General features: G+C 64.3%; 26 protein-coding genes. 12 read left to right on the top strand and 14 right to left on the bottom strand.

What is annotated here, in order from left to right; all coding sequences use genetic code 11:
• From OWC48_RS00935 to cysS, 4 genes are all read right to left on the bottom strand, one after another.
• Positions 1-378: a VOC family protein gene (locus OWC48_RS00935; protein WP_282518234.1), complete on the bottom strand. Its 378-nt coding sequence runs from the start codon at positions 376-378 to the stop codon at positions 1-3.
• A gap of 224 nt (positions 379-602) precedes the next feature.
• Positions 603-2,201 (bottom strand): citramalate synthase, encoded by a 1,599-nt coding sequence (gene cimA, locus OWC48_RS00940; protein WP_282518235.1) that lies wholly within the window; start codon positions 2,199-2,201, stop codon positions 603-605.
• Positions 2,198-2,689, bottom strand: a complete 492-nt coding sequence (locus OWC48_RS00945; protein WP_282518236.1) for a GNAT family N-acetyltransferase — start codon at positions 2,687-2,689, stop codon at positions 2,198-2,200. Before OWC48_RS00945 ends, cimA begins: the two co-directional genes overlap by 4 nt.
• Positions 2,690-2,804: 115 nt before the next feature.
• On the bottom strand, positions 2,805-4,187 hold the full coding sequence (gene cysS, locus OWC48_RS00950) for a cysteine--tRNA ligase (protein WP_282518237.1): 1,383 nt from the start codon (positions 4,185-4,187) through the stop codon (positions 2,805-2,807).
• 290 nt (positions 4,188-4,477) lie between these two features.
• Here cysS and OWC48_RS00955 point away from each other — a divergent pair, with 290 nt between their 5' ends.
• Complete coding sequence (locus OWC48_RS00955) at positions 4,478-4,783, top strand: hypothetical protein (protein ID WP_282518238.1); 306 nt, start codon at positions 4,478-4,480, stop codon at positions 4,781-4,783.
• A 142-nt stretch (positions 4,784-4,925) separates the two neighbouring features.
• Entirely contained in the window at positions 4,926-6,128 is a 1,203-nt protein-coding gene (locus OWC48_RS00960; protein ID WP_282518239.1) for a DUF2865 domain-containing protein, read from the top strand.
• A gap of 54 nt (positions 6,129-6,182) precedes the next feature.
• Here OWC48_RS00960 and OWC48_RS00965 read toward each other — a convergent pair whose 3' ends face one another.
• Complete coding sequence (locus OWC48_RS00965) at positions 6,183-7,091, bottom strand: DUF2189 domain-containing protein (protein WP_282518240.1); 909 nt, start codon at positions 7,089-7,091, stop codon at positions 6,183-6,185.
• A gap of 545 nt (positions 7,092-7,636) precedes the next feature.
• Here OWC48_RS00965 and OWC48_RS00970 point away from each other — a divergent pair.
• From OWC48_RS00970 to OWC48_RS00990, 5 genes are all read left to right on the top strand, one after another.
• On the top strand, positions 7,637-8,470 hold the full coding sequence (locus tag OWC48_RS00970) for a cytochrome c oxidase subunit II (RefSeq protein ID WP_282518241.1): 834 nt from the start codon (positions 7,637-7,639) through the stop codon (positions 8,468-8,470).
• Between the two features lie 78 nt (positions 8,471-8,548).
• A complete protein-coding gene (locus OWC48_RS00975) occupies positions 8,549-10,327 on the top strand; it encodes a cbb3-type cytochrome c oxidase subunit I (RefSeq protein WP_282518242.1) in 1,779 nt (592 codons plus the stop codon).
• On the top strand, positions 10,324-11,028 hold the full coding sequence (locus tag OWC48_RS00980) for a cytochrome c oxidase subunit 3 (RefSeq protein ID WP_282518243.1): 705 nt from the start codon (positions 10,324-10,326) through the stop codon (positions 11,026-11,028). The genes OWC48_RS00975 and OWC48_RS00980 overlap by 4 nt, the downstream gene beginning before the upstream one ends.
• A gap of 14 nt (positions 11,029-11,042) precedes the next feature.
• Complete coding sequence (locus tag OWC48_RS00985) at positions 11,043-11,765, top strand: heme-copper oxidase subunit III family protein (protein ID WP_282518244.1); 723 nt, start codon at positions 11,043-11,045, stop codon at positions 11,763-11,765.
• A gap of 9 nt (positions 11,766-11,774) precedes the next feature.
• Positions 11,775-12,167, top strand: coding sequence for a cytochrome C oxidase subunit IV family protein (locus OWC48_RS00990; RefSeq protein ID WP_282518245.1), 393 nt, complete (start codon positions 11,775-11,777; stop codon positions 12,165-12,167).
• Positions 12,168-12,192: 25 nt separating this feature from the next.
• On the opposite strand, the gene OWC48_RS00995 is transcribed toward OWC48_RS00990, so the two are convergent.
• Genes OWC48_RS00995 through OWC48_RS01005 form a run of 3 tightly spaced genes read right to left on the bottom strand, consistent with a single transcriptional unit; the run spans position 12,193 to position 15,713 of the window.
• Positions 12,193-13,950 (bottom strand): NAD+ synthase, encoded by a 1,758-nt coding sequence (locus OWC48_RS00995; protein ID WP_282518246.1) that lies wholly within the window; start codon positions 13,948-13,950, stop codon positions 12,193-12,195.
• Positions 13,951-13,966: 16 nt separating this feature from the next.
• Positions 13,967-14,320 carry a diacylglycerol kinase gene (locus tag OWC48_RS01000; protein WP_063983991.1) on the bottom strand — a complete coding sequence of 118 codons (354 nt, stop codon included), beginning with the start codon at positions 14,318-14,320 and terminating at the stop codon, positions 13,967-13,969.
• A gap of 4 nt (positions 14,321-14,324) precedes the next feature.
• Entirely contained in the window at positions 14,325-15,713 is a 1,389-nt protein-coding gene (locus tag OWC48_RS01005) for a class II 3-deoxy-7-phosphoheptulonate synthase (protein WP_282518247.1), read from the bottom strand.
• Positions 15,714-15,895: 182 nt separating this feature from the next.
• On the opposite strand from OWC48_RS01005, the gene OWC48_RS01010 reads away from it, so the two are divergent.
• A complete protein-coding gene (locus tag OWC48_RS01010; protein ID WP_282518248.1) occupies positions 15,896-16,792 on the top strand; it encodes an alpha/beta fold hydrolase in 897 nt (298 codons plus the stop codon).
• A 2-nt stretch (positions 16,793-16,794) separates the two neighbouring features.
• Here the strand turns inward: OWC48_RS01010 and OWC48_RS01015 are convergent, their stop codons facing one another.
• A complete protein-coding gene (locus OWC48_RS01015; RefSeq protein WP_282518249.1) occupies positions 16,795-18,105 on the bottom strand; it encodes an ATP-binding protein in 1,311 nt (436 codons plus the stop codon).
• On the bottom strand, positions 18,102-18,764 hold the full coding sequence (locus tag OWC48_RS01020) for a response regulator transcription factor (RefSeq protein ID WP_071917541.1): 663 nt from the start codon (positions 18,762-18,764) through the stop codon (positions 18,102-18,104). Before OWC48_RS01020 ends, OWC48_RS01015 begins: the two co-directional genes overlap by 4 nt.
• Positions 18,765-18,991: 227 nt before the next feature.
• Between OWC48_RS01020 and OWC48_RS01025 the strand changes: the two genes are divergently transcribed.
• The 3 genes from OWC48_RS01025 (at position 18,992) to OWC48_RS01035 (ending at position 21,059) form a co-directional block, all read left to right on the top strand.
• Positions 18,992-19,741, top strand: a complete 750-nt coding sequence (locus OWC48_RS01025; protein WP_247307291.1) for a hypothetical protein — start codon at positions 18,992-18,994, stop codon at positions 19,739-19,741.
• A gap of 121 nt (positions 19,742-19,862) precedes the next feature.
• Positions 19,863-20,201: a hypothetical protein gene (locus OWC48_RS01030; protein WP_282518942.1), complete on the top strand. Its 339-nt coding sequence runs from the start codon at positions 19,863-19,865 to the stop codon at positions 20,199-20,201.
• A 69-nt stretch (positions 20,202-20,270) separates the two neighbouring features.
• Positions 20,271-21,059 carry a hypothetical protein gene (locus OWC48_RS01035; protein WP_282518250.1) on the top strand — a complete coding sequence of 263 codons (789 nt, stop codon included), beginning with the start codon at positions 20,271-20,273 and terminating at the stop codon, positions 21,057-21,059.
• Here the strand turns inward: OWC48_RS01035 and OWC48_RS01040 are convergent.
• The 4 genes from OWC48_RS01040 to OWC48_RS01055 are packed head-to-tail and all read right to left on the bottom strand — an operon-like array spanning position 21,046 to position 24,609.
• On the bottom strand, positions 21,046-22,800 hold the full coding sequence (locus OWC48_RS01040; RefSeq protein WP_282518251.1) for a cytochrome c biogenesis protein DipZ: 1,755 nt from the start codon (positions 22,798-22,800) through the stop codon (positions 21,046-21,048). The two genes, OWC48_RS01035 and OWC48_RS01040, sit on opposite strands and share 14 nt — an antisense overlap.
• Positions 22,801-22,813: 13 nt before the next feature.
• A complete protein-coding gene (locus tag OWC48_RS01045; RefSeq protein ID WP_282518252.1) occupies positions 22,814-23,611 on the bottom strand; it encodes a substrate-binding domain-containing protein in 798 nt (265 codons plus the stop codon).
• 28 nt (positions 23,612-23,639) lie between these two features.
• Complete coding sequence (locus OWC48_RS01050; protein ID WP_282518253.1) at positions 23,640-24,329, bottom strand: M24 family metallopeptidase; 690 nt, start codon at positions 24,327-24,329, stop codon at positions 23,640-23,642.
• A 40-nt stretch (positions 24,330-24,369) separates the two neighbouring features.
• Positions 24,370-24,609 (bottom strand): hypothetical protein, encoded by a 240-nt coding sequence (locus OWC48_RS01055; RefSeq protein ID WP_282518254.1) that lies wholly within the window; start codon positions 24,607-24,609, stop codon positions 24,370-24,372.
• Between the two features lie 176 nt (positions 24,610-24,785).
• Here OWC48_RS01055 and OWC48_RS01060 point away from each other — a divergent pair, with 176 nt between their 5' ends.
• Positions 24,786-25,790 carry a hypothetical protein gene (locus OWC48_RS01060; protein ID WP_282518255.1) on the top strand — a complete coding sequence of 335 codons (1,005 nt, stop codon included), beginning with the start codon at positions 24,786-24,788 and terminating at the stop codon, positions 25,788-25,790.
• Positions 25,791-25,958: the final 168 nt, after the last annotated feature.

The following is a 25,958-nucleotide window of genomic DNA, read 5'->3' on the forward strand; positions in this document are numbered from 1 at the left end:
TTACTCCGCCGGAAACGTCACCGCCTCGATCCGGTTGCCATCGGGATCGGTCACGAAGGCCGCGTAGTAGCGCACGCGGTCATGCGGGCGGAGGCCCGGCGCGCCGTCGGACGCACCGCCGGCGGACAGCGCCGCGACGTGAAACGCATCGACCTCGGCCGTCGTCTTTGCCCGCAGGCAGATGTGCACGCCGCTCTCCGGTGCCACGGGCAGCATTTCCTCGCGCAGATTGATCCAGAACTCGGGATAGGCCTTGCCGAAGCCGATCGTCAGCGGCCGCACGACGAGGCGCGTGAGGCCGAGCGCGGCGAGCGTGATCTCGTAGAATTTTGCGGAGCGATCGAGATCGCTGACCCCGACGGAGATGTGGTCGATCATGTTCTGTCCCCACCCATCGTTGCCGGCCTCTCCTTACTCTCCGCTGTCATCGCCCGGCTTGACCGGGCGATCCAGTACTCCGAGACGGAGTGATTGAACCGATGGGCCGCGGCGTACTGGATACCCCGCTTGCCGCCTACGCTAGAGCTTCGGCGCCCCTGGACCTCAACCCCGGCGAAGCCTTGGCGTAGCCGGGTCGCGGGGTATGACAGCAATACCTGGGACTACGCCGGCGCCCCCGACTTCACCAGCTTGTAGATCACCGAGTCCATCAGTGCCTGGAACGAGGCGTCGATGATGTTCGGGGACACGCCGACCGTGGTCCAGCGATCGCCGTTCTCGTCCTCGCTCTCGATCAGCACGCGCGTGACCGCGCCGGTGCCGCCGTTGAGGATACGGACGCGGTAGTCGATCAGTGTCAGGCCCTCGATGTACTTCTGGTACTTGCCGAGATCCTTGCGCAGCGCGACGTCGAGCGCGTTGACGGGGCCGTTGCCTTCGGCGGCCGAGATCAAACGCTCGCCGGCAACGTCGACCTTGACCACTGCAAGCGCGACGGTGACGCGCTCGCCGTGCGAATTATAGCGCTGCTCGACATTGACGTCGAACTGCTCGACCTCGAAATAATGCGGCACCTTGCCGAGCGTGCGCCGCGCCAGCAGATCGAACGAGGCGTTGGCGGATTCATAGGCGTAGCCCGCCGCCTCACGCTCCTTCAATTCCTCAACCAGCCGCGTCAGCTTGGGATCGCTCTTCTCGTAGGCAATGCCGGCACGGTCGAGCTCGGCAATGACGTTGGAGCGCCCGGCCTGGTCTGACACCAGCACCTTGCGATGATTGCCGACCAATTCCGGCAGCACATGCTCGTACGTCTGCGGGTCCTTCAGCACGGCGGAGGCATGAATGCCGGTCTTGGTGACAAAGGCGCTCTCGCCGACATAGGCCGCATGCCGGTTCGGCACGCGGTTGAGCATGTCGTCGAGGGTGCGCGAGACCTTGACGAGAGTTGCGAGCTTTTCGGGCGTGACGCCGATCTCGAAGGCGTCGGAAAACTCCTTCTTGAGCTTCAGCGTCGGGATCAGCGAGCACAGATTGGCGTTGCCGCAGCGCTCGCCGAGACCATTCAGCGTGCCCTGGATCTGCCGCGCGCCGGCCCGCACCGCGGCCAGCGAATTGGCCACGGCCTGCTCGGTGTCGTTATGGGCGTGGATGCCGACATGGTCGCCCGGGATGTGCTTCGTCACCTCGGTGACGATGGCCTCGATCTCGTTCGGCATGGTGCCGCCATTGGTGTCGCACAGCACCACCCAGCGCGCGCCGGCCTCATAGGCGGCCTTGGCGCAGGCGAGCGCGAAGGTTGAATCCTCCTTGTAGCCGTCGAAGAAGTGCTCGCAGTCGAGCATGACCTCGCGGCCCGCGGCCTTCGCCGCCGCGACGCTGTCGCGGATCGACGCCAGATTTTCTTCCTTCGTCGTCTCCAGCGCGACGCGCACCTGATAGGCGGAGGACTTCGCCACGAAGCAGATCGCGTCGGCCTTCGCTTCGAGGAGCCCGGCCACACCGGGATCGTTGGAGACCGAGCGGCCTGCCCGGCGCGTCATGCCGAAGGCGGTGAAGCGCGCATGCGAAAACTTCGGCTTGGTGCCGAAGAACTCGGTGTCGGTCGGATTGGCGCCGGGATAGCCGCCCTCGACATAGTCGATGCCGAGATCGTCGAGCATCGCCGCGATGACCTGCTTGTCGGTCAGGGTGAAGTCGACGCCGTTGGTCTGCGCCCCGTCGCGCAGCGTGGTGTCGAACAGATAGAGACGCTCCTTGCTCATTGCGCGCCTCCGAGCGTCTTTTTCATCGTGGTGTTGGCGAGCCACTCGTCGTTGATGGTGATGCTGTTGCGCTGCATGGCGACATAGCCGCGCTTGGCGAAGAAGTTTTGCGCGGTGTCGCTGGCATCGACCGACAGGCTGGTCGCGCCGCGACCGCCGGCGAGCTTCTCCAGCGCGTCCACCAGCATGGCCGCGATGCCCTGACCGGTCACGGCGGGATGCACATAGAGCATATGGATGTGATCGGCCCCGCGCAGCGAGGCGAAGCCGACGGGCGAGCCCTCCAGCGTGGCGACCAGCGTGAGATCGGCCGCGAGCCGCTTGCCGAACTCTTCGGTTTCCGCCGCCTCCATCCAGGCCTGCTGCTGCGCCTCGTTGTAGTCTTCGCCGGTCAGCTCCTCGATGCTTGCCGTGAAGATCGCGGCGAGAACCGGAACGTCATCAGGCAGGAACGGCCGCAATCCGGGTTTTGGCAAAGTCTGTCCCATCGTCTTCACCACATCCCATAGAGTTTCAGGGCCAGCGCCACGGCCGCCGCGAGCAGCAGTATCTTCAGCGCGATGTAATAGAGCCAGTGCCGCGGAAAAGGCGTGTCGGGCCGCTTCATCGCGCGACCTCCCAGGTCGTCCCGTCCTTGGAGTCCTTGATCGCAACGCCCATCGCGGCAAGCAGATCGCGAATTCGGTCGGACTCTTTGAAGTCCTTGCGGCTACGGGCGGCCGTCCGCTCCGAGATCAGGCGTTCGACTTCCTTGGCATCGACCCCGCTGGCCTGCTGCTTGCGCCCTTCCCACTGCGCAGCGCTTTCGGAGAGGAAGCCGAGCAGGCGCAACGAGCCCGCCAGCGCGCTCACGTCGCTGCCACGCAGGCCATGCAGCGCCGCGATCGCCAGCGGCGTGTTGAGGTCGTCGAGCAGCGGCTCGACCACGGACGCGGCCGGCTGGCCGGGCTCGGCGTCGGCCGCGACCCGATACCAGTCGTCGAGCGTCCTGGCGCTCTCCTCCAGCGACTTCAGGGTCCAGTCGATCGGCGAACGGTAATGCGTCTTCAGCATGTTCAGGCGCAGCACCTCCCCCGGCCAGTCCGCGAGCAGCTCGTGGATGGTGACGAAGTTGCCGAGCGACTTCGACATCTTCTCGCTCTCGACCTGGAGGAAGCCGTTGTGCATCCAGTAATTCGCCATGCGCTCTTGATGGAAGGCGCAGCAGGTCTGTGCCACCTCGTTCTCGTGATGCGGAAACACGAGATCGATGCCGCCGCCATGGATGTCGAAATATTCGCCGAGATGCTTCCAGGCCATGGCCGAGCACTCGATGTGCCAGCCCGGGCGTCCCTGCGCGGTGATCCCGGCCGGCGACGGCCATGACGGCTCACCCGGCTTGGACGGCTTCCACAGTACAAAGTCGGTGTTGTCCTTCTTGTAGGGCGCGACGTCGACGCGGGCGCCGGCGATCATCTCGTCCAGCGAGCGATTGGACAGCGCGCCATAGCGCGGCAGGCCGGAATTGGCCGCGTTCATCGCCTGCGGCGAGAACAGCACATGGTCCTCGGCAGCATAGGCAAAGCCACCCTTGACGAGCCTTTCGATGATCTCGCGCATCTCGCCGATATGCTCGGTCGCGCGCGGCTCGACGGTCGGCCGGAGTGCACCAAGCGCATCGACGTCGGCGTGAAACTGCTTTCCGGTCTGCTCGGTGACCTTGCGGATCGCCTCGTTCAGCGGGAGCCCCGGAAAATCGCGCGCGGCGCGGTCGTTGATCTTGTCGTCGACGTCGGTGATGTTGCGGACATACGTCACGTGCGCCTCGCCATAGAGATGGCGCAGCAACCGAAACAGCACGTCGAACACGATCACCGGCCGCGCATTGCCGATATGGGCGAAGTCGTAGACGGTCGGTCCGCAGACATACATGCGGACGTTCTTCGCATCGAGCGGCACGAAGGTGCGCTTGTCCCGGCTCAGCGTATCGTAAAGGCGCAATTCCATATGGATACCCGTCGGCTGTTGGCCGGGCGTCCAGTGCTCTCAATGCTTTTTGAGAAAAGACGGCTCCAGCCAGCGAATCGCTAGCTCGTAATCTCGCGGCAAATGCCACAAATGGCGAGGAGACCGTTCATGCGGGAACATATGGGCCACGAGGGGCCCTTGCGTCAAGAGAGCCGCGAAAACGCCGTTTTATCTCCGCAAAGCGCGGCCGCCCGCCTTGATGGTTCATCATCCTTAACCTTTTGAGTTTACTTGGAACCCGGCGGTTCCCTACAGCCCCCGGTGCACCCATGCGATCCCTGCTCGCGCTCGTCTCTTGTGCCTCCATCATCGCGGCATCCAGCGCGTTCGCCGAGACCCGCGTCTTCATCATCGCCAATCAGGCGGACGGCTACGGTGTGGACCAGTGCCTCGCCAAGGGCGAGAAATGCGGCGCACAGGTCGCGCGCACCTATTGCCAGTCACGCGATTTTGCCCAGGCCTCGGCCTACCGCCGGGTCGATCCCGACGAAATTACCGGCTCTGTCCTCAAAACTGGCGCAAACTGCTCCCATGGCCATTGCGACGAATATGTAGCAATCACCTGCCAGCGCTGAATTCCCTCGGAGCTGGCGGACCTTAGGACCAGTTTTCGGCCCCTGAAACGACGTGACGATGCCGCAGGAAGCGGCTATTGGAGGGCGCGCGTCGGCCCCCAAAATCGCATTGGAAGTCACTTGGGGCCGTGACCTCGCTAGAATGGCGGATATGCCTGAATTTTTGCCTCTCTCCCGTGCTCGCTCCATCCTTGCCTGCACCGTGCTTCTGAGCACGGTCGTGCTCGCCAACGGTGCTTTCGCGCAAGCCGGCCCGCCCGGCCCGCCGCCGCAGCCCGGCCAGAACGGGCTCGGACCAAATCCGATGTGCGTGCGGCTGGAAGGCCAGCTCGCCGCGCTCGATCGTGGCGGCGGCGGTGGCGACCCCGCGCGCGAAGACCAGATCCGCCGCTATCAGGATTCCCAGGCCAAGCAGCAGGCCGAGCTCGACCGCGTCACCATGCAGGCCAAGCGCATGGGCTGCGATTCCTCCGGCTTCTTCTCGCTGTTCAACGGCCAGTCGGCGCAATGCGGCCCGGTCAACACCCAGATCCAGCAGATGCGCGCCAATCTGGACCAGATCACCGGCAATCTCGAACGCCTGCGCGGCGGCGGCCCCGGCGGCTTCAGCCCGGAGCGCGACAACCAGCGCCGCTCGGTGCTGGCGGCACTGGCGCAGAACAATTGCGGCCCGCAATATGCCAACGCCGCGCAATCGCAGGGCGGCGGCAACTTCCTGAGCAATCTGTTCGGCGGCAACAACCCCAACAATCCCAACAATCCGCAAGGCGTGCCGCCCTCCGATCTCGGGCCGCAATCCGGCACCTACCGCACCGTGTGCGTGCGCACCTGCGACGGCGCGTATTTCCCTGTCTCGTTTGCCACCGTGCCGGCGCGCATCCCCGACGACGAGAAGACCTGCAAGGCGCTGTGCCCGGCCGCGGAAGCCGTGCTCTACACCCATCGCAATCCCGGCGAAGACATGAACTCCGCGGTCTCCACCAGCGGCCAGCCCTACACGGCGCTGCCGACTGCGTTCAAATTCCGCGGCGAGTTCAACCCGTCCTGCTCCTGCAAGGCCGCAGGCCAGACCTGGGCCGACGCGCTGAAATCCGCCGACGACAAGGCGGCGGCCGAGCAGCAGGGTGACATCATCGTCACCGAGGAGAGCGCCAAGAAGATGCAGCAGCAGCGGCTCAACAAGGGCACGCCTGCGACTGCCAAGAAGGGCGCGGCTCCCGCGCCGACGACGGCCGGCGCACCGGCTGCGACGCCGCCTGCGGAGACCGGCACGGCCACCCCGTCGTCGGAGAACAAGCCGATCCGCTCAGTCGGCCCGACGTTCCTGCCGCAGCAGCAGAAGTAGGCCCTGACCCGTCATGCCCCGCGAAGGCGGCCGCCAGGCGCGGCCGTTTCACTGTTACTGCTTACCCTCGCGGCTCCACGGGAAGAGATTGGCCGGAAAGTCCGCTGCGTAGCGCTTTCCCTTCGGAGGCGGCGGCGGCTCGTCCGGAGGATTCGGATTCGGCTCGACCACCCGCCGATAGAGGTGCCAGGTGGCGTGACCGAGCACCGGCAGGACGACAGCGAGACCGACGAAGAACGGCAACGAGCCGATCACGAGCAGTGCCGCGACGATGACGCCCCATCCGGCCATCGCAACCGGATTCGCCGCCACCGCTCGGAGCGACGTGCGGATCGCGTCGATCGCAGTCGCGTGCCGGTCAAGCATCAACGGAAACGACACGACGCTGACGCACAAGGCCACAACCGCAAACAGGAAGCCACAACCGCAACCGACGATGATGAGCGACCAGCCTTCCGGTGTCGTCAGCACCCGCGTTGCGAAGTCGGGAATGCTTGCGGCCGCCGCGTGACCGAAGATCGTGACATAGATCGCGTTCGCGACACCGATCCAGGCCCCGAACAGGACCAGCAGGAGTACGCCGAGCTCGACCATGGCGCCGAACGACGGTGCGCGCAGCACCTTGATCGCATCCCACGCATCGACCTCCTCGCCGCGCTCGCGACGCCGGCTGAGTTCATATAGACCGATCGCGGCAAAAGGGCCGATCAAGGCAAAGCCGGCAGCCAGCGGAAACAGCAGCGGCAGCACCGAATAGCCGAGAACCATCCTGAACAGGACGAGACCGAGGACGGGATAAATCACGCACACGACGATCGCGTGGCTCGGCATCGCCTGGAAATCCTCCCAACCCAGGCGCAGCGCCTCTGTCAGGTCGGACCAGCCGATCTTGCGAATGGGATAGGAGGCCGCTTCGCCGAACAGGTGCCGCTTTACGATGTTGTCGGAATAAAGAGTGGCCATGGACACACCCTCCTCTGCTGAAAGTCGCGGCGGCAAACGGCGCGCTTTCCGGCCGCGCGTATCCGCCCTTATGTGCGGGAGACGCGATCGAGCCGAGTACGGCAGTTCCAGGCTCAACGAGGAAGGAGCTTAGCCGGACGAAACCCGTCGCGACCTGCGCCCCGAGCTTAGCGCGCGCGATCTGGAATGACCAGCGCTCCCGGCTGGGTGAATTGTGCGTTGCATATTTTGTGCGATGCATCACATCGAGAATGAGACCGACGCTCGCCAGCTCGCACGGCAACATCGATCGCCCACGCCGCCTAAGCGTGTTGACATGCTATTGACGCCGGGTTCGCGGGGGATCATTTTAAAAGTCTGGACGCCCCCAGCGGTCGCGGTCTTCCTCTTGAACATCGCGACCGGTTGAATGGGCGAGGCAAGAGGCGCCGCGATGGCGCATATGTCAGCATAGATGTCCGCGTAGAGAAAGTCCGCCATCGCGACAGACATGAGCTCCGCCCTGGATTCGTATCCGTAGCCTTCGATGGCAAGGATGGATCAGGATGGCTGTCGCTCTGATACTGCTTCTGGTCGCGATCGGCTCGGTGCTGTTTCACCTCTACAGCCCGTGGTGGTGGACGCCGATCGCCACGAACTGGGCCTATATCGACCACACCATCAACATCACGTTCTGGATCACGGGCTTCGTTTTCGTCGCGGTCATCGCCTTCATGGCCTATTGCGTCTTTCGCTTTCACCACAAAGAGGGAAGACGGGCTGACTACAATCCGGAAAACAAAAAGCTCGAATGGTGGCTGAGCGTCGGGACCGGCGTCGGAGTCGCGGCCATGCTGGCGCCTGGCCTCGTGGTCTGGCACCAGTTCGTGACGGTGCCTGCGGATGCTACCGAGGTCGAGGTCATGGGCCAGCAATGGCAATGGAGCTTCCGCCTTCCGGGCAAGGATGGGCGGTTGGGCACATCCGACGTCCGCAACATCGCTTCCGACAATCCGATGGGACTCAATCGTGACGACCCACACGCGCAGGACGACGTGGTGATCGAGAACGGCGACCTGCACCTTCAGATGGGAAAGCCGGTCAAGGTTCTGCTCCGCTCGGTTGATGTCCTGCACGATTTCTACGTGCCCGAATTCCGCGCCAAGATGGACATGGTCCCTGGCATGGTGACCTATTTCTGGATAACGCCGATCCGAACCGGAACGTTCGACGTTCTATGTGCGGAGCTTTGTGGCGCTGCTCATTATCAGATGCGGGCCAAGGTCATCGTCGACGAAGAGCGTGAATATCACGCCTGGCTGGAGCAACAAAAGACGTTTGCCGAATTGTCGCCGGCAAGAGCGGTCGTGAAGGCGACGTACCAATCCGGTGGCAAGTAGCAAGCTGCCGCTGCGAAGATGGATCGGGTGCACGAGGCCAACGCCCCACCCCCGATGGAAACGACCGAGGAGGTTTCGATGGTCGATATTCCATATGATGGGATCGCAGGCATCCCGCCTGCCGAAGTACCTGAAGTCGAGCTCTATCATCCAAGGAGCTGGTGGACGCGGTATGTCTTCTCGCAGGACGCCAAGGTGATCGCCATTCAGTATTCGCTGACGGCTTCGGCCATCGGGCTGGTGGCCCTTGTGCTGTCGTGGCTGATGCGACTGCAACTGGGATTCCCCGGCACCTTCTCTTTCATCGATGCCAACCAGTACCTCCAGTTCATCACCATGCACGGCATGATCATGGTGATCTATCTGCTCACCGCATTGTTCCTCGGCGGCTTCGGCAACTACCTGATCCCGCTGATGGTCGGCGCCCGGGACATGGTCTTCCCTTACGTGAACATGCTGAGCTACTGGGTCTACCTGCTCGCAGTCCTGGTGCTGGCCTCGACATTCTTCGTGCCCGGCGGCCCCACCGGCGCCGGCTGGACGCTATACCCGCCGCAAGCCATCCTCTCCGGAACGCCCGGGCAGGATTGGGGCATCATTCTCATGATGTCATCCCTGATCCTGTTCATCATCGGTTTCACCATGGGCGGGCTCAACTACGTGGTCACGGTGCTGCAGGCGCGCACCCGCGGCATGACGTTGATGCGCCTGCCCCTGACGGTGTGGGGCATTTTCACGGCGACCGTCATGGCGTTGCTGGCATTCCCTGCACTCTTCGTTGCCTCGGTCATGCTGCTGCTCGACCGTCTCCTGGGAACCAGCTTCTTCATGCCCTCCCTCGTCGAGATGGGACAGCTGTCGAAATATGGCGGCGGCAGCCCGCTGCTGTTCCAGCACCTGTTCTGGTTCTTCGGCCACCCCGAGGTCTACATCGTCGCCCTGCCCGCCTTCGGCATCGTCTCCGATCTGATCAGCACGCATGCGCGCAAGAACATCTTCGGTTATCGCATGATGGTCTGGGCGATCGTGGGGATTGGTGCGCTCAGCTTCGTCGTGTGGGCGCACCACATGTATGTGAGCGGTATGTTCCCGCAATTCGGGTACTTCTTCGCCACCACGACGCTCATCATCGCCATCCCCACCGCGATCAAGGTCTATAACTGGGTGCTGACCCTGTGGCGCGGCGACATTCATCTCAGGGTGCCGATGCTGTTCGCCCTCGGCTTCATCATCACCTTCGTGAATGGCGGGCTCACCGGCCTCTTCCTCGGCAACGTCGTCGTGGACGTGCCCCTCTCGGATACCATGTTCGTGGTCGCGCATTTCCACATGGTGATGGGCGTGGCACCGATCATGGTCGTGCTCGGCGCGATCTATCATTGGTACCCCAAGGTCACGGGACGGATGCTGAACGACCTCCTGGGCAAGTTTCACTTCTGGGTCACCTTCCTCGGCGCCTACCTGATCTTCTTCCCCATGCACTATCTGGGACTGCTCGGGGTTCCGCGCCGGTATTTCGAACTTGGCGACACGTCGTTCATTCCGTCCTCGGCCCATTCGCTGAATGCCTTCATCTCCGTGGTGGCCTTGACCGTCGGCTTCAGCCAGATGGTGTTCCTGTTCAATCTTGCCTGGAGCCTGTTCAAGGGTGAGGCCTCAGGCGGCAATCCGTGGCGGGCGACGACGCTGGAGTGGCAGACGCCGGAGACGCCCCCGGGGCACGGCAACTGGGGCAAGGAGCTCCCGGTCGTCTACCGCTGGGCCTATGACTACAGTGTGCCCGGCGCCGCGGAGGACTTCATTCCGCAGAACCAGCCGCCGCGCGCGACGCAGCTCGTTCAGGGAGCTGCTTCGTGAGCGCCATCATCCTGTTCCTGGCTGTGCTTGCGGTGATCGCCGGATGGTGGCTGTCGCAGCAGCGGCTGATGGCCAAGCCCTGGCTGGAGGAAGGCTCGGTCGGTGACTTCCCCGGTGGCGATAGCATGACCTGGCCCGCAGCGAAGGTCGGGCTTGGCGTGTTTCTCGCCGTCGCGAGCGCATTATTCGTCCTCTTCATCAGCGCCTACTCGATGCGCATGAGCGTGGTGGACTGGCGCCCGGTACCGGTACCGCGGCTGCTGTGGGTCAACACGGGCGTCCTGGTCCTGAGCAGTGTCGCGCTGCAATGGTCGTACGTGGCTGCCGGGCGACACGATACCGAGAGCGTCAAGATCGGTCTGCTCGTCGGCGGAGCATCTGCCGTGATCTTCCTCGCCGGACAGCTCCTGGCCTGGCAACGGCTCGGGGCTGCCGGATATTTCGTGGCGTCCAATCCGGCCAATTCCTTCTTCTACCTGTTGACCGCGGTCCACGGGCTGCATCTGACGGGCGGCCTGGTGGCCCTCGGGCGAACCTCGGCCAAGGTGTGGCGCGGCGCCGAGATCGCCGAGATGCGCTTGAGCGTGGAGCTGTGCGCCATCTACTGGCACTTCCTGCTGCTGGTCTGGCTTGTGCTGCTCGGTCTTCTCACGGGCTGGACCGACGATTTCGTCAACATCTGCCGTCAATTGCTGAGCTAGGGAGGCGAGACCAGATGGCTGAAACCGTGCTGACACATTCGGGCCAATCGCCTGCGCGGCTTGAAGGCTGGCGCGGCATCGCCGCCGACTGGGCGTCCGATCAGCGCGCCTTCAAGAACGTGTCCTGGGGCAAGGCCATGATGTGGATCTTCCTCCTCAGCGACACCTTCATCTTCAGTTGCTTCCTGCTCTCCTACATGACGGCACGCATGTCGACGACCGTGCCGTGGCCGAATCCCAGCGAAGTCTTCGCCCTCAATATCGGGGGCCACCACATCCCCCTGATCCTGATCGCCATCATGACCTTCGTCCTGATCAGCAGCAGCGGAACAATGGCGATGGCCGTCAATTTCGGCTACCGCAAGGATCGCGTCAGAACCGCAATCCTGATGCTGGTCACGGCGGCCTTCGGCGCAACATTCGTCGGAATGCAGGCGTTCGAATGGACCAAGCTGATCATGGAGGGCGTTCGCCCCTGGGGCAATCCATGGGGCGCGGCGCAGTTTGGCTCAAGCTTTTTCATGATCACGGGTTTCCACGGCACCCACGTGACGATCGGCGTGATCTTCCTGATCGCGATCGCGCGAAAGGTCTGGCGTGGAGACTTCGACGTCGAGAGGCGCGGCTTCTTCACAAGCCGCAAGGGCTATTACGAGATCGTCGAGATCACGGGCCTGTACTGGCACTTCGTCGATCTCGTGTGGGTGTTCATCTTTGCATTGTTCTATCTTTGGTGAGGTCGACGCATGACAAACGCGGCGGTACACATGGAAGGCCAGCTCCACGCTCCGGCGCACGGCGCAGTCGCAACAGCAGCCGTGCACGCCAAGGGGCAACAGCACCCGATCAAGCTCTACCTCGTGGTCTGGGGCTGGCTGTTCGTCCTCAGCACGTGCTCCTACCTCGTCGACTACTTTGGCCTGCACGGCTACCTCAGGTGGTCGCTGATCCTGGTGTTCATGGTGCTGAAGGCCGGCCTGATCGTCGCCGTCTTCATGCACATGGCCTGGGAGCGGCTGGCCCTCGCCTATGCGATCCTGCTGCCACCAATCGCGGTCATGGTGTTTGTGACAATCATGGTGCTCGAATCCGAGTACACGCACTTCCTGCGGGTGATGTTCTTCGCAACCCCGTCATAGGGCCCGCTGTCGTTCGAGCTGAAGTTCAGCCCTCGAACGCGTCGATCGACGCCGTGCTGCCGCGCGAGACCAGCGTCTCGTCCGCGGCGGGCGACGGCTCGCCCTTGTCGCGAAAGCGGTTGGTGATGGGATAGCGGCGGTCGCGGCCGAAATTCCTGGCCGTCACCTTCACGCCCGGCGCGGCCTGGCGGCGCTTGTATTCGGCGACGTTGAGCAGATGATCGATGCGGACGACCGTCTCGCGGTCGAAGCCGGCGGCGATGATCTTGTCGAGCGACTCCTCGCGCTCGATCAGACGCTCCAGGATGGCATCGAGCACGTCATAAGGCGGCAATGAATCCTGATCGGTCTGGTTTTCGCGCAGCTCCGCCGTCGGCGGGCGCGTGATGATATCGGGCGGAATGACCTCGCCCGCAGGCCCGAGCGCGCCGTCGGGCTTCCAGTGGTTGCGCAGCGCGGCCAACCGAAACACCTGCGTCTTGTAGATGTCCTTGATCGGATTGAAGCCGCCGTTCATGTCGCCATAGAGCGTGGCGTAGCCGACCGACATTTCCGACTTGTTGCCGGTCGTCACCACCATCAGCCCGGTCTTGTTGGAGATCGCCATCAGCAACGTGCCGCGGGTGCGGGCCTGCAGGTTTTCCTCGGTGATATCGGGCGGCAGATTCCTGAAGATGCCGGACAGGATGGTCTCGAAGCCGGTCACGGCTTCAGCGATCGGCAGCACCTCGTAGCGGATTCCGAGATGCCCGGCGAGTTCGCCCGCGTCCGCGATCGAGTGTGCTGCGGTGTAGCGATAAGGCAGCATCACCCCATGCACCTGGTCGGCACCGAGCGCATCGACCGCGATCGCCGCGCAGAGAGCGGAGTCGATGCCGCCGGAAATGCCGAGCAGAACGCCGGGAAATCCGTTCTTGGCGACATAGTCGCGCAAGCCCAGCACGCAGGCCGCGTAGTCGGCGTGGTCGCCCTCGGGCTGCGCGGCAATCGGCCCCGCGCAGCGCCAATCGTCGCCGTTCCTGGTGAAGCGCAATGTGGTGACGCTCTCTTCGAAAGCCGGCAATTGCGCCGCGAGCGAGAGATCGCCGTTGAGTGCAAAGGACGCGCCGTCGAACACCAGCTCGTCCTGACCGCAAACCTGGTTGAGATAGACCAGCGGCAGGCCGCTCTCGGTGACGCGCGCCACGGCGACCGACAGGCGCACATCGCTCTTGTCGCGGGCATAGGGCGAGCCGTTCGGCACCAGGATGATCTCGGCGCCGGTCTCGGCCAGCGTCTCGACCACATTCTCGTAATCCTCGGACTCCTCCAGCCAGATGTCCTCGCAGATCGGCACGCCGATCCGCACGCCGCGCACGGTCACGGGACCTGCGGCAGGGCCGCGCGAAAACAGCCGCTTCTCGTCGAACACGCCGTAATTCGGCAAGTTGCACTTGAAGCGCAGTGCGGCGATGCGGCCGCCATCGAGCAGCGCGCAGGCATTATGGAGCCTGCCGTCCTCGACCCAGGGCGTGCCGACCAGCACCGCCGGGCCGCCATCGGCGGTCTCGCGCGCGAGCGCCTCGATCGCGGCGCGGCAGGCGTCCTGAAACGCCGGCTTCTGCACCAGATCTTCCGGCGGGTAGCCGGCGATGAACAATTCCGGAAACAGCACGAGATCGGCGCCGTCGGACTTGGCTTGCGCGCGCGCGGCACGCACTTTCGCGGCATTGCCCTCGATGTCGCCCATGGTCGGATTGAGCTGGGCGAGCGTGACCGCGAAGACGTTGAGACGTTCGGTCATGGCGCCGCACTCCGCTTCAGAGGAACCCCAATCGCTCGATGATGGCGATGATCCAGAACGCGCCGGCCATCAGCAGCGCAACGCCGACCGCGGCCGAGCCCATGTCCTTGACCCGGCCGATCTGCTTGTCGTGATCCATGGTCAGGCGGTCGGCAAGCTTCTCGATCGCGGTGTTGAGCAGCTCGACCGTCAGCACGAACGCAACCGAACAGACCAGCTCAACCGCCCGCAGCGCCGTCGCGGCGACGAACCATGCCAGCGGCACCGACAGGATGAGCGCAAAAATCTCCTCGCGAACGGCCTGCTCCGACCGGAACGCGAAGGCCAGACCGTTGCGTGAATTGATCGTCGCCTTCCAGATCCGCAGCAAGGTGTTAGAGCCCCGCGGCGACCGGCATCGGCCTGGCCTTGCCGGCGCGCTCCTGCTTGAGGAGCTCCGCGATCAGGAAAGCCATGTCGATCGATTGCTCGGCATTGAGGCGGGGATCGCAGACCGTGTGGTAGCGGTCGTTGAGATCCTCGTCGGTGATCGCGCGGGCGCCGCCGATACACTCGGTGACGTCCTGGCCGGTCATCTCCAGATGCACGCCGCCGGCGTGCGTGCCTTCCGCGGCGTGGATGGTGAAGAACGACTTCACCTCCGACAGGACGCGGTCGAACGGGCGTGTCTTGTAGCCCGACGTCGAGGTGATGGTGTTGCCGTGCATGGGATCGCACGACCAGACCACAACCCTGCCCTCGCGCTTCACGGCGCGGATCAATCCCGGAAGATGGTCGGCGACCTTGTCGGAGCCGAAGCGGTTGATCAGCGTCAGCCGGCCCGGCTCGTTGTCGGGGTTGAGCACGTCGATCAGCTTCAAGAGCTCGTCGGGCTTGAGCGACGGGCCGCACTTCAGGCCGATCGGGTTCTTGATGCCGCGGAAATATTCGACATGGCCGTGATCGAGCTGGCGGGTGCGGTCGCCGATCCAGATCATGTGGCCCGAGGTCGCGTACCAGTCGCCGGTGGTGGAATCGACCCGGGTCATGGCCTGCTCGTAGCCGAGCAGCAGCGCCTCGTGGCTGGTGTAGAAATCGGTCGCGCGCAGCTCAGGATGGCTCTCGAGGTCGAGACCACAGGCGCGCATGAAATTGAGCGCGTCGGAGATGCGGTCGGCCAGTTCCTTGTAGCGGCGGGACTGCGGCGAGTCCTTCAGGAAGCCGAGCATCCATTGATGCACGCTGCCGAGATTAGCAAAGCCGCCGGTCGCGAATGCCCGCAGCAGGTTCAGCGTCGCGGCCGACTGGCGATAGGCCATCAGCTGGCGCTGCGGGTCCGGCACGCGCGCTTCCTTGGTGAAGGCGATGTCGTTGACGATGTCGCCGCGATAGCTCGGCAGCTCGACGCCGTTCATCTTCTCGGTCGGCGACGACCGCGGTTTTGCGAACTGGCCGGCGATGCGGCCGACCTTCACCACCGGCACCGCGCCGGCATAGGTCAACACCACCGCCATCTGGAGCAGCACGCGGAAGAAATCGCGGATGTTGTTGGCGCCGTGCTCGGCAAAGCTCTCGGCGCAGTCGCCGCCCTGGAGCAGGAAGGCCTCGCCGGCCGCAACGCGGGCCAGCGACTTCTTCAGATTGCGCGCCTCGCCCGCGAACACCAGCGGCGGAAAGGTCGCAAGCTGCGCCTCGACGTCGGCCAAGGCCTTGGCGTCGGGATAATCGGGCACCTGTAGCACCGGCTTGCTGCGCCAGGACTCGGGCGTCCACCGCTCGGACATCGCAATCTCTCCGTGAAGCAAAAAAGCACAACCTGATCTGTGGGTTGCGAGGGCCGCCTTATACACAGCCCAGTCCCCCGCCGCCAGTTGTAAATCCATTTCGCACTGCAAACCCTTGCGGGGAAAGCCGAATTCGCATTTGCTGAGGGCTGGCAAGGAAACCGGCAGGACATCGGCTGCCCATGGACGCGGCGCGCAACGACGTTTTCATCGACGAGATCACCTTCCCGGCGACGGACGGCTATCCGCTGGCAGGCACCCTGTTCCTGCCGCGCGCCAGCAAACGCCATGCGGTGCTGATCAACTCCGCCACCGCCGTCCCGCGAAAGATCTATCGCGGCTTTGCCTCCTACCTCGCCCATCGCGGCTGCGCGGTCCTGACCTACGATTATCGCGGCATCGGCGATTCCCGGCAGCCGGCGATGGTCGGCTACAACCAGCCGAAATCGCTGGTCGGCTTCAAGGCCTCGATGTCGGACTGGGCCGCGCAGGACGTCACCGCCGCGGTGCGCTGGATGCGCGAGCGCTACACCACCCTGCCGCTCGCCTATGTCGGCCACTCCTTCGGCGGCCAGGCGCTCGGACTGATCGACAACAACAGCGACATTTCGCGCGCCGCCTTCGTGGCCTCGCAGGCCGCGACCTGGCGGCTGATGACGTCGCCGGAAAAATACCGCGTCTACGCCTTCATGAATTTCGTCGGCGTGCCGCTCGTCCACGCGCTCGGCTACGCGCCGGGCTGGGCCGGCATCGGCGAGGATCTGCCCAAGGGGGTTTTCCTGCAATGGGCCGACTGGGTCTCCAGCCCGCGCTATCTGTTCGACTCCAAATTACCGGCGCTGGAGAACTTCGCAAAGTTCAAGGGCGAGCTGCGCGCGCTCTGCTTCTCCGACGATCCCTGGGCGACGCGGCCCGCGGTCGAACTGCTCGCGAGCGGCTTCACCGCGATCAAGCCGGAGGTGCTGACGGTCAAGCCGTCCGACGTCGGCGCCAAGGCGATCGGCCATTTCGGCTTCTTCCGCCCCGAGCACCGCGACACGCTGTGGCGCGGCGTGGCGGAATGGATCCAGGGGGAGTGACATTACGCGGCCGCCGCGGGCAGCTTGATGACGATCCGCAATCCGCTTCGTTCGCTCTCCGTGATATTCGCGGCGTCGATCGTTCCCCCAAGTCGATCGACAATCCGCTTGACGATCGAGAGGCCCAGACCGACGCCCTCGCCTTCCGGCCGCTGCCCACGGAAGAACGGCTCAAATATCCGGCCGATCTCGTCGGGGGACACGCCTGGCCCATTGTCCTCGATCCGAAGCACAGCCATGGCGCCATCCCGGTAAATCGCCACATCGATCCTGCCGCCCGCCGGCGTGAAACGGAGCGCGTTATCGAGAAGATTGCGGATCATGGCTGCGAGCATGACCGGCTCGCCGCGCACCGGAACTGACTCGGCCCGTTCGAAACCAAGATCGACGCCGCGGCTGATCGCCTCCCGCAAGAGATCGGCGATGACGCTCTTCGCCGCGTGATCGAGCTCCACGACTTCCCATTGCCGGCAATCGGTGGACGCAGCGTCGTGGCGCGCCAGCGCAAGCAACTGCTCCAGAAGATGCTTGCTGCGACTCATGCCCTGCCGAAGCGCCGCAAGGCGCTCGCGCGCGGCCGGCGGCAGTTCGACGTGATCGAGATTCTCAGCCTGTACGCTCAACGCCGTGAGCGGTGTGCGCAGTTCGTGCGCGGCATCCGCGATAAACCTTCGCTGCTGCCCTATCATTTCGTGCATGCGCTGCAACAGGCCGTTGATGGAAGACACGAACGGATTCAGTTCGCTTGGGAGCTCGCGAAGCGGCAACGCCGTCATGTCATCCGCACGCCGTGCGTTGAGTTCGTCCGCCAGCCGGACCATGGGTCGAAGCGATCCGGCAATGACAAAGGCGATCACCAGCATCAGGCAAGGGATCAGCGCGGCGATCGGAAGCACGGTGCGGAGCGCCATGTCACTCGCGATCTCATCCCTGACCCCCGTGCTCTGGGCCACGGCAAACCGGCTGCCATCGGATCGCGTCCTCAGCACCACCCGGACCGGTTTTCCCTGTCGCGTTGCATCGCGCATCCCATCCTGAAGCCGCCACAACTGGCGCTCCTCGGGTGTGCCTTGCGGCGCCTTGCCCAGCTCCATCAGCCAGACCTCGGAGTTTTCATCGACCCCATGGAGGTCCTGAGCTCCGGTGAAGCCACCGCTCTGAACGAGGCCCGCGATCTGGATCAGCACGGAGTCCTGCGTCTCGATCGCCTCATCGAATGCCCACCGGTGTGCGAAGACGCCTCCGATGAGCCCGGTCACCAGCACGATCGTCGTCAAGCTGATGAACAGCCGGCCGCGCAGCGAGTTGATCATGGCGCGCGATCCACCATCCATCCCATCCCGCGCACGTTACGGATCGCCTCCGTACCAAGCTTCTTTCGGATGGTGTGGATCAGGAATTCGACCGCGTTGCTTTCGACCTCCTCGTTCCAGCCGTACAGCTGCCGCTCGAGTTCGCTTCGCGACAGGATGGTGCCGGGGCGCGTCAACAATGCCTGGAGCAGCGCGAACTCGCGCGCGGTCAGGAGGGCCGTTTGGCCACACAGAGAAGCCTCGCGGGTCGCAGGATCGAGACTGAGCTTGCCGTTGCCAAGCACAGCGGGCGCACCGCTGCCTTCGCGGCGAAGCACCGCCCGCATCCGCGCCAGCAATTCGCGGATCTCGAACGGCTTGACCAGATAATCGTCTGCGCCGAGATCTAGGCCTTCGATCCTGTGATCGACGCCATCCCGCGCGGTGACGATAATGACCGGGCACCTGCAGCCATTCGCGCGCAGCTGCCGCAGGATATCCCGACCGTCCGCGTTCGGCAGGCCGAGATCGAGCAGCAGCACCTCATAAGACTCGGCTGAGGCAGCAAGCAGCGCGGACTCGCCGTCCCTCACCCAGTCGACGGCGTAAGCAGCATCCTTCAGCGCCTGTTCGACGGCGGCTCCAACCATCCTGTCGTCTTCGATCAGCAGTACCCGCAAAGCTCGATCCTCGAAACCGCCGGCCATCCGGCCGTCAAAATCATGGCCGTTCCGACTTAGCGCAGAGTTAGGGAGCGCCAGCAGGCCAAAAATGCGGCGAACGCCGCCCCCGCATTGAAAATTCTCGTCCCTAAGCCCGGCCTAAGTCGCCTGCGCGACGGTCTCGCATCGCTTCGGCTTTGGGAGATTTGGGCGTGTCGCAATATTCAGGTTTTGGCGCAAGACGGATGCTGAACAAGGTTCCGGAGGTCACGGCGATCTTCTGGGCCATCAAGATTCTCTCGACCACGGTTGGCGAGACCGGCGCCGACTATCTCGCGGTGCATGTCGGCCTCGGCGCCAGCCTGACCGCGATCTGCATGAGCGGCCTGCTGGTCGCAGCCCTGCTGCTGCAACTGAACCGCCGCGTCTACGTGCCCTGGATCTACTGGCTGACCGTCGTTCTCGTCAGTATCGTCGGCACGCAGCTCACGGATCTCCTGACCGACAAGCTCGAGATCAGCCTCTACATCAGCACAGCGGCGTTCGCTTGCGCGCTCGCCGCGACCTTTGCGGTCTGGTACGGCGTCGAGCGCACGCTGTCGATCCACAGCATCGTGACGACGCGGCGCGAGCTATTTTACTGGACGGCAATCCTGTTCACCTTCGCGCTCGGCACGGCCGCAGGCGATCTTGCCACCGAAGCACTCGGTCTCGGTTTCCAGCTCGGCGTCGCCGCCTTCGGCATGCTGATCGCGGCGGTGATGATGGCCTATTATTTCGGCGCCAATCCCGTCCTCACCTTCTGGCTTGCCTACATCCTTACCCGCCCGCTCGGCGCCTCGCTCGGCGATTTGCTCTCGCAATCGCGCGAGTACGGCGGCATCGGCCTCGGCACGATCCAGACCAGCATCGCCTTCCTGACCGTGATCGTCGGCCTCGTCGCCTGGGTGACCTTCGAGGGCGACGGCAGGCGCCGCGCCGATCCGGCGCAATAGTTTCAACCGCGAAATCCCGCTCTCTGCACGAAGCAGGAGCTCCACCAGGAGAAACCACATGATGAAACTGATTTCCGCCGTCGCCGTCTGCCTCGTGACGACCCTCACAGGCGAGCCGCGCATGCATGCGACCCAGCACTTCACCTTCGTGCCGCTCGCAGAAGCCGCGACCGCAAAGCTCGGCGATCTCACGCCGTTCCGGAGCATCGTGGTCGACGTCGCCGCGCTGATCGACAAGGGCGACCTCCCCGCCGCCAAGACGAGGATCAAGGACCTCGAGACCAAATGGGACGAGGCCGAAGCCGGATTGAAGCCGCGCGCGGCAGCCGATTGGCACACCGTCGACAAGGCGATCGACCGCGCGCTGGAGGCGCTGCGCGCGGGCGCGCCGGATGCGGCGAAGTGCAAGCAGGCGATCGCTGATCTGCTCGCGGCCATGGATACCGCCGCGAAGTCCTGACGCCTCTGCGCGCCATCATCCCGTCAGCCGCGGATCCCGGTCCGCGGCTGACGCATCAACGAGGACACAATGGAAGATCAGACCAAAAGCAGTATCAGCAACGAGAGCAAGGTCCCCGAGGTCACGCTCGGCTTCTGGATCATCAAGATCGCCGCCACCACGCTCGGCGAGACCGGCGGCGACACCGTCACCATGACGCTGAACTGGGGCTATCTGGCCGGGACTTGCCTGTTCCTCGCGGCCATGATCGTCCTGGTCGCGGCGCAGGTCCGCGCGCGCAAATTCCATCCGGCACTGTATTGGGCCACCATCGTCGCATCGACCACCTTCGGCACCACGATGGCCGACTTCGCCGACCGCTCGCTTGGCATCGGTTATACCGGCGGCTCGACGCTGCTGCTCACTTGTCTCGTGCTGGTGCTCGGCCTCTGGTATCGCGCCGAGGGAACGATCTCGGTCAACAGCGTCAGCACACCGCGCGTTGAGGCCTTCTATTGGGGCGCGATCACCTTTTCGCAAACACTGGGTACTGCGCTCAGCGACTGGATCGCAGATACCGGCGATATGGGCTATCGCGGCGGCGCATTGATCTTCGCGGCCGGACTCGCCGTTATCGCTGCACTTTACTTCTGGACCCGCGCCTCGCGCGTCACGCTGTTCTGGGCCGCCTTCATCTTGACGCGTCCGCTGGGTGCGACCGTCGGCGACTTTCTCGACAAGCCGCTCGACCACGGCGGCCTGGCGCTGAGCCGGCCGCTGGCCTCGGTCGTGATCGCAGCTTTTATGCTGGTGTGCCTGCTGCTGCTCCCGCAACGCGCGGGGCAGCATCCCGGCGATCACTCTCTCAGCCGAACGTGAACGCGTAAGCCTGAAGGCCGGCATCGAGGAAGCGGATTTCGAAGGTGTGGTCGGTGACGGCGTCCGGGGTACGGATGAGCTGATAGAGGCGCTGCGTCGTCACCACGCCGTTGCCGTCGGCGTCCGTGTCCATGCCATGCGCGGCCCCGGGCGGCTTGCCGTCGATGGTGACGCGAAAGCGAATGCTGGCGCCTTCCGTTGCAGGGCCGAGCACGAGATGCAGGTCGCGGGCGTGGAAGCGGTAGACGATGCTGCCATCAGGAGCATTCAGTTGCCCGCGCTCGGGCCCGACCGTCCAGTTGCCGGTCAGCGACCAGTCGTTGAGCTGCGGCTCGCCGGCGGCGTAGGCGTGGGCCTCGTCCTTCACCACGCCGCCGGGTGAGACGAAGTTTTCGCCGCGGCTATAGCCGACATAGGTCTCGTGCGACTGGACGTCGGCGCTGTCGGACGCAGCCGCCTCCGCGCCCGAGGCCTTGACCGCGACGACGTCGGACGGAACGTTCCTGTTGCCGGCTTCGGCGAGCAGCGTCTGGATCACGCGCTCGGACTCCGCATACTCGCCCTCGCCGAAATGATGGTGACGGACCTTGCCGTTGGCATCGATGAAGTAGTGCGCGGGCCAGTACTGGTTCTCGAACGAGCGCCAGATCTTGTAGTCGTTGTCGATCGCGACGGGGTAGCCGATCCTCAGCGTCGAAACCGCATTCTTGACGTTGGCGACGTTGCGCTCGAAAGCGAATTCGGGCGCGTGCACGCCGATCACCACCAGCCCCTGATCGCGATATTTCTCCGCCCAGGCACGGACATAGGGGATCGAGCGCAGGCAGTTGATGCAGGAATAGGTCCAGAAATCGACGAGGACGACTTTGCCCTTGAGCGCCTCAAACGTGAGCGGAGGCGAGTTCAGCCACTCCTGCGCGCCGGCCAGCGTGGGATCGAGATCTTCCACCGTCAGGCCGGAGGCGGCCTCGCCAGCGGGCTTGGCCTGCATCGACGGGCCGGTCATCACCGTCTTCTGGTTCGGGCGAAGCTTGTCGAGCAGTGCCTGCTCAAGTGACGTCGTGCTGCCGACCGAGAGGTTGGTGAGGAAGCCGGTGTCCAGACCAAGCGAAATGGCGACGACAGCCGCGAGCACGGCGACGCCCACGCCACGCCTGATCCATTCACCAGCGCCGATCGATCGCTTCATCGCGGCAAAGACCCGCCCGCCGACCAGCAGGGCCAGCGCCAGCGAGGTCGCCGCTCCCGCGGCGTAAACCAGAAGCAGCAACGCCGTTCCGGCATTTGCACCCTGGAGCGCTGCGCCGGTCAGGATCAGGCCGAGCACGGGGCCTGCGCAAGGCGCCCAGAGGAAGCCCGTAGCGATGCCGAGCACGAACGGCGCGACAAGACTGTCCTCGCCCGGCTGCTCCGCCGATTGCGAGATGCGCGCGCCTACCGCCACGAGCGGCCGCATCAGGCGGTCGGCCAGCTCAGGAAACACCAGCGTCAGGCCGAACACGGCCAGCAGGATCAGCGCGGCTGCACGCCCGTATTGATTGGCGGAGACGACCCAGCCGCCCGCCACCGAGGCCAACGTCGCGACGACGGCAAAGGCCAGCGACATGCCGATCAGCATCGGCAGCCCGTTCCGCAGGAACGGCCGATCGGCGCGCGCCAGCACGAATGGGATGACCGGCAGGATGCACGGACTCACGATGGTCAGGACGCCACCGAGATAGGCCAATAGATAGAGGATCATGGGCCTGCTCTTATCACCGCTCAGTGGGAGCGATCTTCACAAGACCGTTTTCGGCGAGAATGTCCTGCCCCTTGTCCGACAACAGGAACAGCGCGAGCCTTGCGGCGGCCGGATTGTCCGTGAGCAATGCGAGCCCATAGGTGGCGACGACGTCGATTTCCGCCGGCAGGCGCGAGACCTTCAATCCCGGAACCTCGCGGAGGGTCTGCTGCCGGCCGCTGCAATAGACCAGCAGCACATCCGCCTTGTCGGCGAGGAAGATGCTGGCGGCAGGCGAATGGCCTTCCAGCGGCTTGATCGCGGCCGGACCGCCGATCAGCTTCAGCGCCTTGTTGCTGAGCACCGCCTCCGCACCGGCCCGGACCTTCTCCGCGCGCTTGAACACCGCAAAAGCATAGTCGCCGCCGGGATCGACGATCGGCGTCGACGTCGCCAGACGTATCCTGGGGTCCAGCATCGTCTCCAGCGCGTTCGCCTCGGTCAGCCCGACCGCCTCACGGCTGAACAGGCAGAGCGTATTGCGCGCGAACGGGATCATCAGCGCCTGGGGCCGTTGAGCCACCAGCGTGCGCGGATGCGCCGTGTCGGCCGACAGGTAAAAATCAACGGCCTCGCCCTTCTCGATCCGTTCGCGCAGACCACCCGACGGGCCGAACACGGGATCGGCGACCTGCGAGGCGTCAAGGCCCGCGGCCTTGATTGCCTGCTTCAGCGGCGCCGTCAGGCTTCCCGCGGCGAAGACGCGCGCCGGCTCGGCATGGGCGGCGACGACGCCGACGGCGAGACACAACGCGGAGACAAGCAGTTTCATTCGACCTCGATGTCCGGATGCGTCGGCACTATAGCAGACGCTCGTAAAATCCGCCGTAGGAGCCATTCGGCTCGACGAGATGGATCTCCAAGATCCAGTGCCGCTCCCGGCCGAGCTCGTCGGGGTCGCGCATCCGCTTGTCGTTCCCGGGCTGCACGCGATTGAGGTTCTTGTCGCCGGGGATGTGGGCATGGGCGAACTCGCTGACGAGATGGCCCGCGATGGCGCCGCCAAAACGCCAGCCAGCCTGTTCGGACGCCTTCTCTGCAAACGCGTACAAATCCTGGCCCGTGATGTCGGGCGAAGCGAGATAGTGGGCTTGCACCCTGTCGAACACGACAGGCAGCGCTTCCACCAGCGGCCCGCCGGGATGATTGCCCAGGACATAGGTCCGTCCAAGGTCCGCCTCCCAATCCTCGAAGACGGGACCGAGGTCGACATAGACGATGTCGTCGGCCTCGATATTCCGGATCGGCGGATTGTCGGCGGCCAGTGTCAGCGTGTTCTCGCGCGCCCTCACGATACGCTTGTGCCAGTGCTTCTCGACGCCGAATTGCTCAAGGGCGATCGTATAGATCTCCTGCTCGATCTCGCGCTCGGTGCGGCCCGGCCGGATCAGGTGTCGCCGTTCGATCTCGTCGAAGAGGGTCTCTGCACGTTTCTCGGCCTCGACCAGCGCCATACGCCGCGCTGAAAGCTCTGCCTGCTCTTGCTTCACTCGTTATCCTCGTTCCTGTCAAACTGCTTTGATCGCGATCTTATCTGCGCCGCGTGACGGCCTTCCCGCCTGCCGGACGCATCTCGATCAATTTTGCGGTGCACGCGTTGCAGACGAGCGCGCACTCGTCCGAGACCAGACCGAGCTTGGCGTTGAGGCCGATGTCGAGGTCCTGATCGCCAAGGCTCTCGATAATCCCGTTGCAGCTCAGGCACCTGCGCTGAACATCCTCCCAGCGACCATCGGCGGCGCCCTGCGCCGGTGCAACATGACGGGACATCGTGGGATCCTCTTACATTCCGGCCGTCGGCCTTCGTCTCGCTATATTTATCCGTATACATCGAATGCGGCAAGGCGGCCCGGGAGGATCAACAAACCGCCAGCCATAGCGACAAAACGGCCGACAAAGCTCGCCTCTGAAGAATAGTCCCTTCTTATTCGTCAGGAATCGCAATCATGAAAAAGTACAATGATGCCTCGCGCTCGCGCACGCAGGGAGAAACGCTCATGACCGGTCGCGCACTCGGCGCGGCCGTTGCCATCCTCACCGCCTGCCTACTGACCACCGGTCTTGCCCGGGCGCAGACCACGCCGGTCAATCTGCCCGAAAAGAGTTTTCCCGAGAGCGTGACGTCGACCAGTGACGGCGCACTCTATGTCGGCAGCTTCAACCATGGCGGCGTGACGCGGATTACGCCGACCGGCAAGGTGGATGCCTTCGTCTCGCCCGGCGCCAATGGCAGCCGCTCCACGCTCGGGGTGCTGGCCGACGAGACAAGCGGCACGCTCTATGCCTGCTCAAACGACCTCTCCGGCCTCGGCGTTCCCAGCCCCGGCGAAGGCAAAGGCGCATTCCTCAAGACGTTCGACCTGCGAACGGGTGCGCCCAGGAGCAGCTTCCCGCTCAAGGACGAAAAATCCTTCTGCAACGACATCGCGGTGGGCGCCGATGGAACAGCCTATGTCAGCGACTCCTTCGCGCCTTATGTCTACAGTCTCAAGCCGGGCGCGACCGCGCTCGAGGTCTGGGCGACGGACCCGGTGCTGGCACCGGCCAAGGACGGCGTGGGTCTCGACGGCATCGCCGTTGGTTCCGACGGCAACGTCTATGTCACGACCTTCATCCCGGCAAAACTGTTCCGGATCGCCGCCAAGGACGGCAAGTCCGGCGCCATCACGGAGCTGAAGCCGTCAAGCGCGCTGGACCACGCCGATGCGCTTCGCACATTCGGCAGCGGTTTTCTGCTGATCGAGGGCGCCGGACGTCTCGACAAGGTCACCGTCAGCGGCGACGAGGCGCGGATCGAGGTGATCAAGGACGGGCTCGCCGAGCCGGTCTCGGTCGCGCAGGTGGGCAATACCGGCTGGGTCGCGGAAGGCAAACTGTCCTACGTCATCGGTGACAACAAGAGCAAAGACCCGGGCGCCTTCACACTGAAGCCGATTGCACTGCCGAAGTAACGCACCAGCGGACGCGCAGCGCAGCAATCGCGCTGCGCGTCCATGTCCCGCGGCTGCGCGCCATATTTCATCGTATATAGCGTTGACGAACCATGCGGCCCGGCGCAGACTTCGCGTGGTTTCGCCGGGATGATCCAAAATCTCCCCTCGTTGCCGGAGCGGCGAACG

The organism is Bradyrhizobium sp. Arg816, assembly GCF_029989365.1.
Lineage (GTDB): Bacteria > Pseudomonadota > Alphaproteobacteria > Rhizobiales > Xanthobacteraceae > Bradyrhizobium.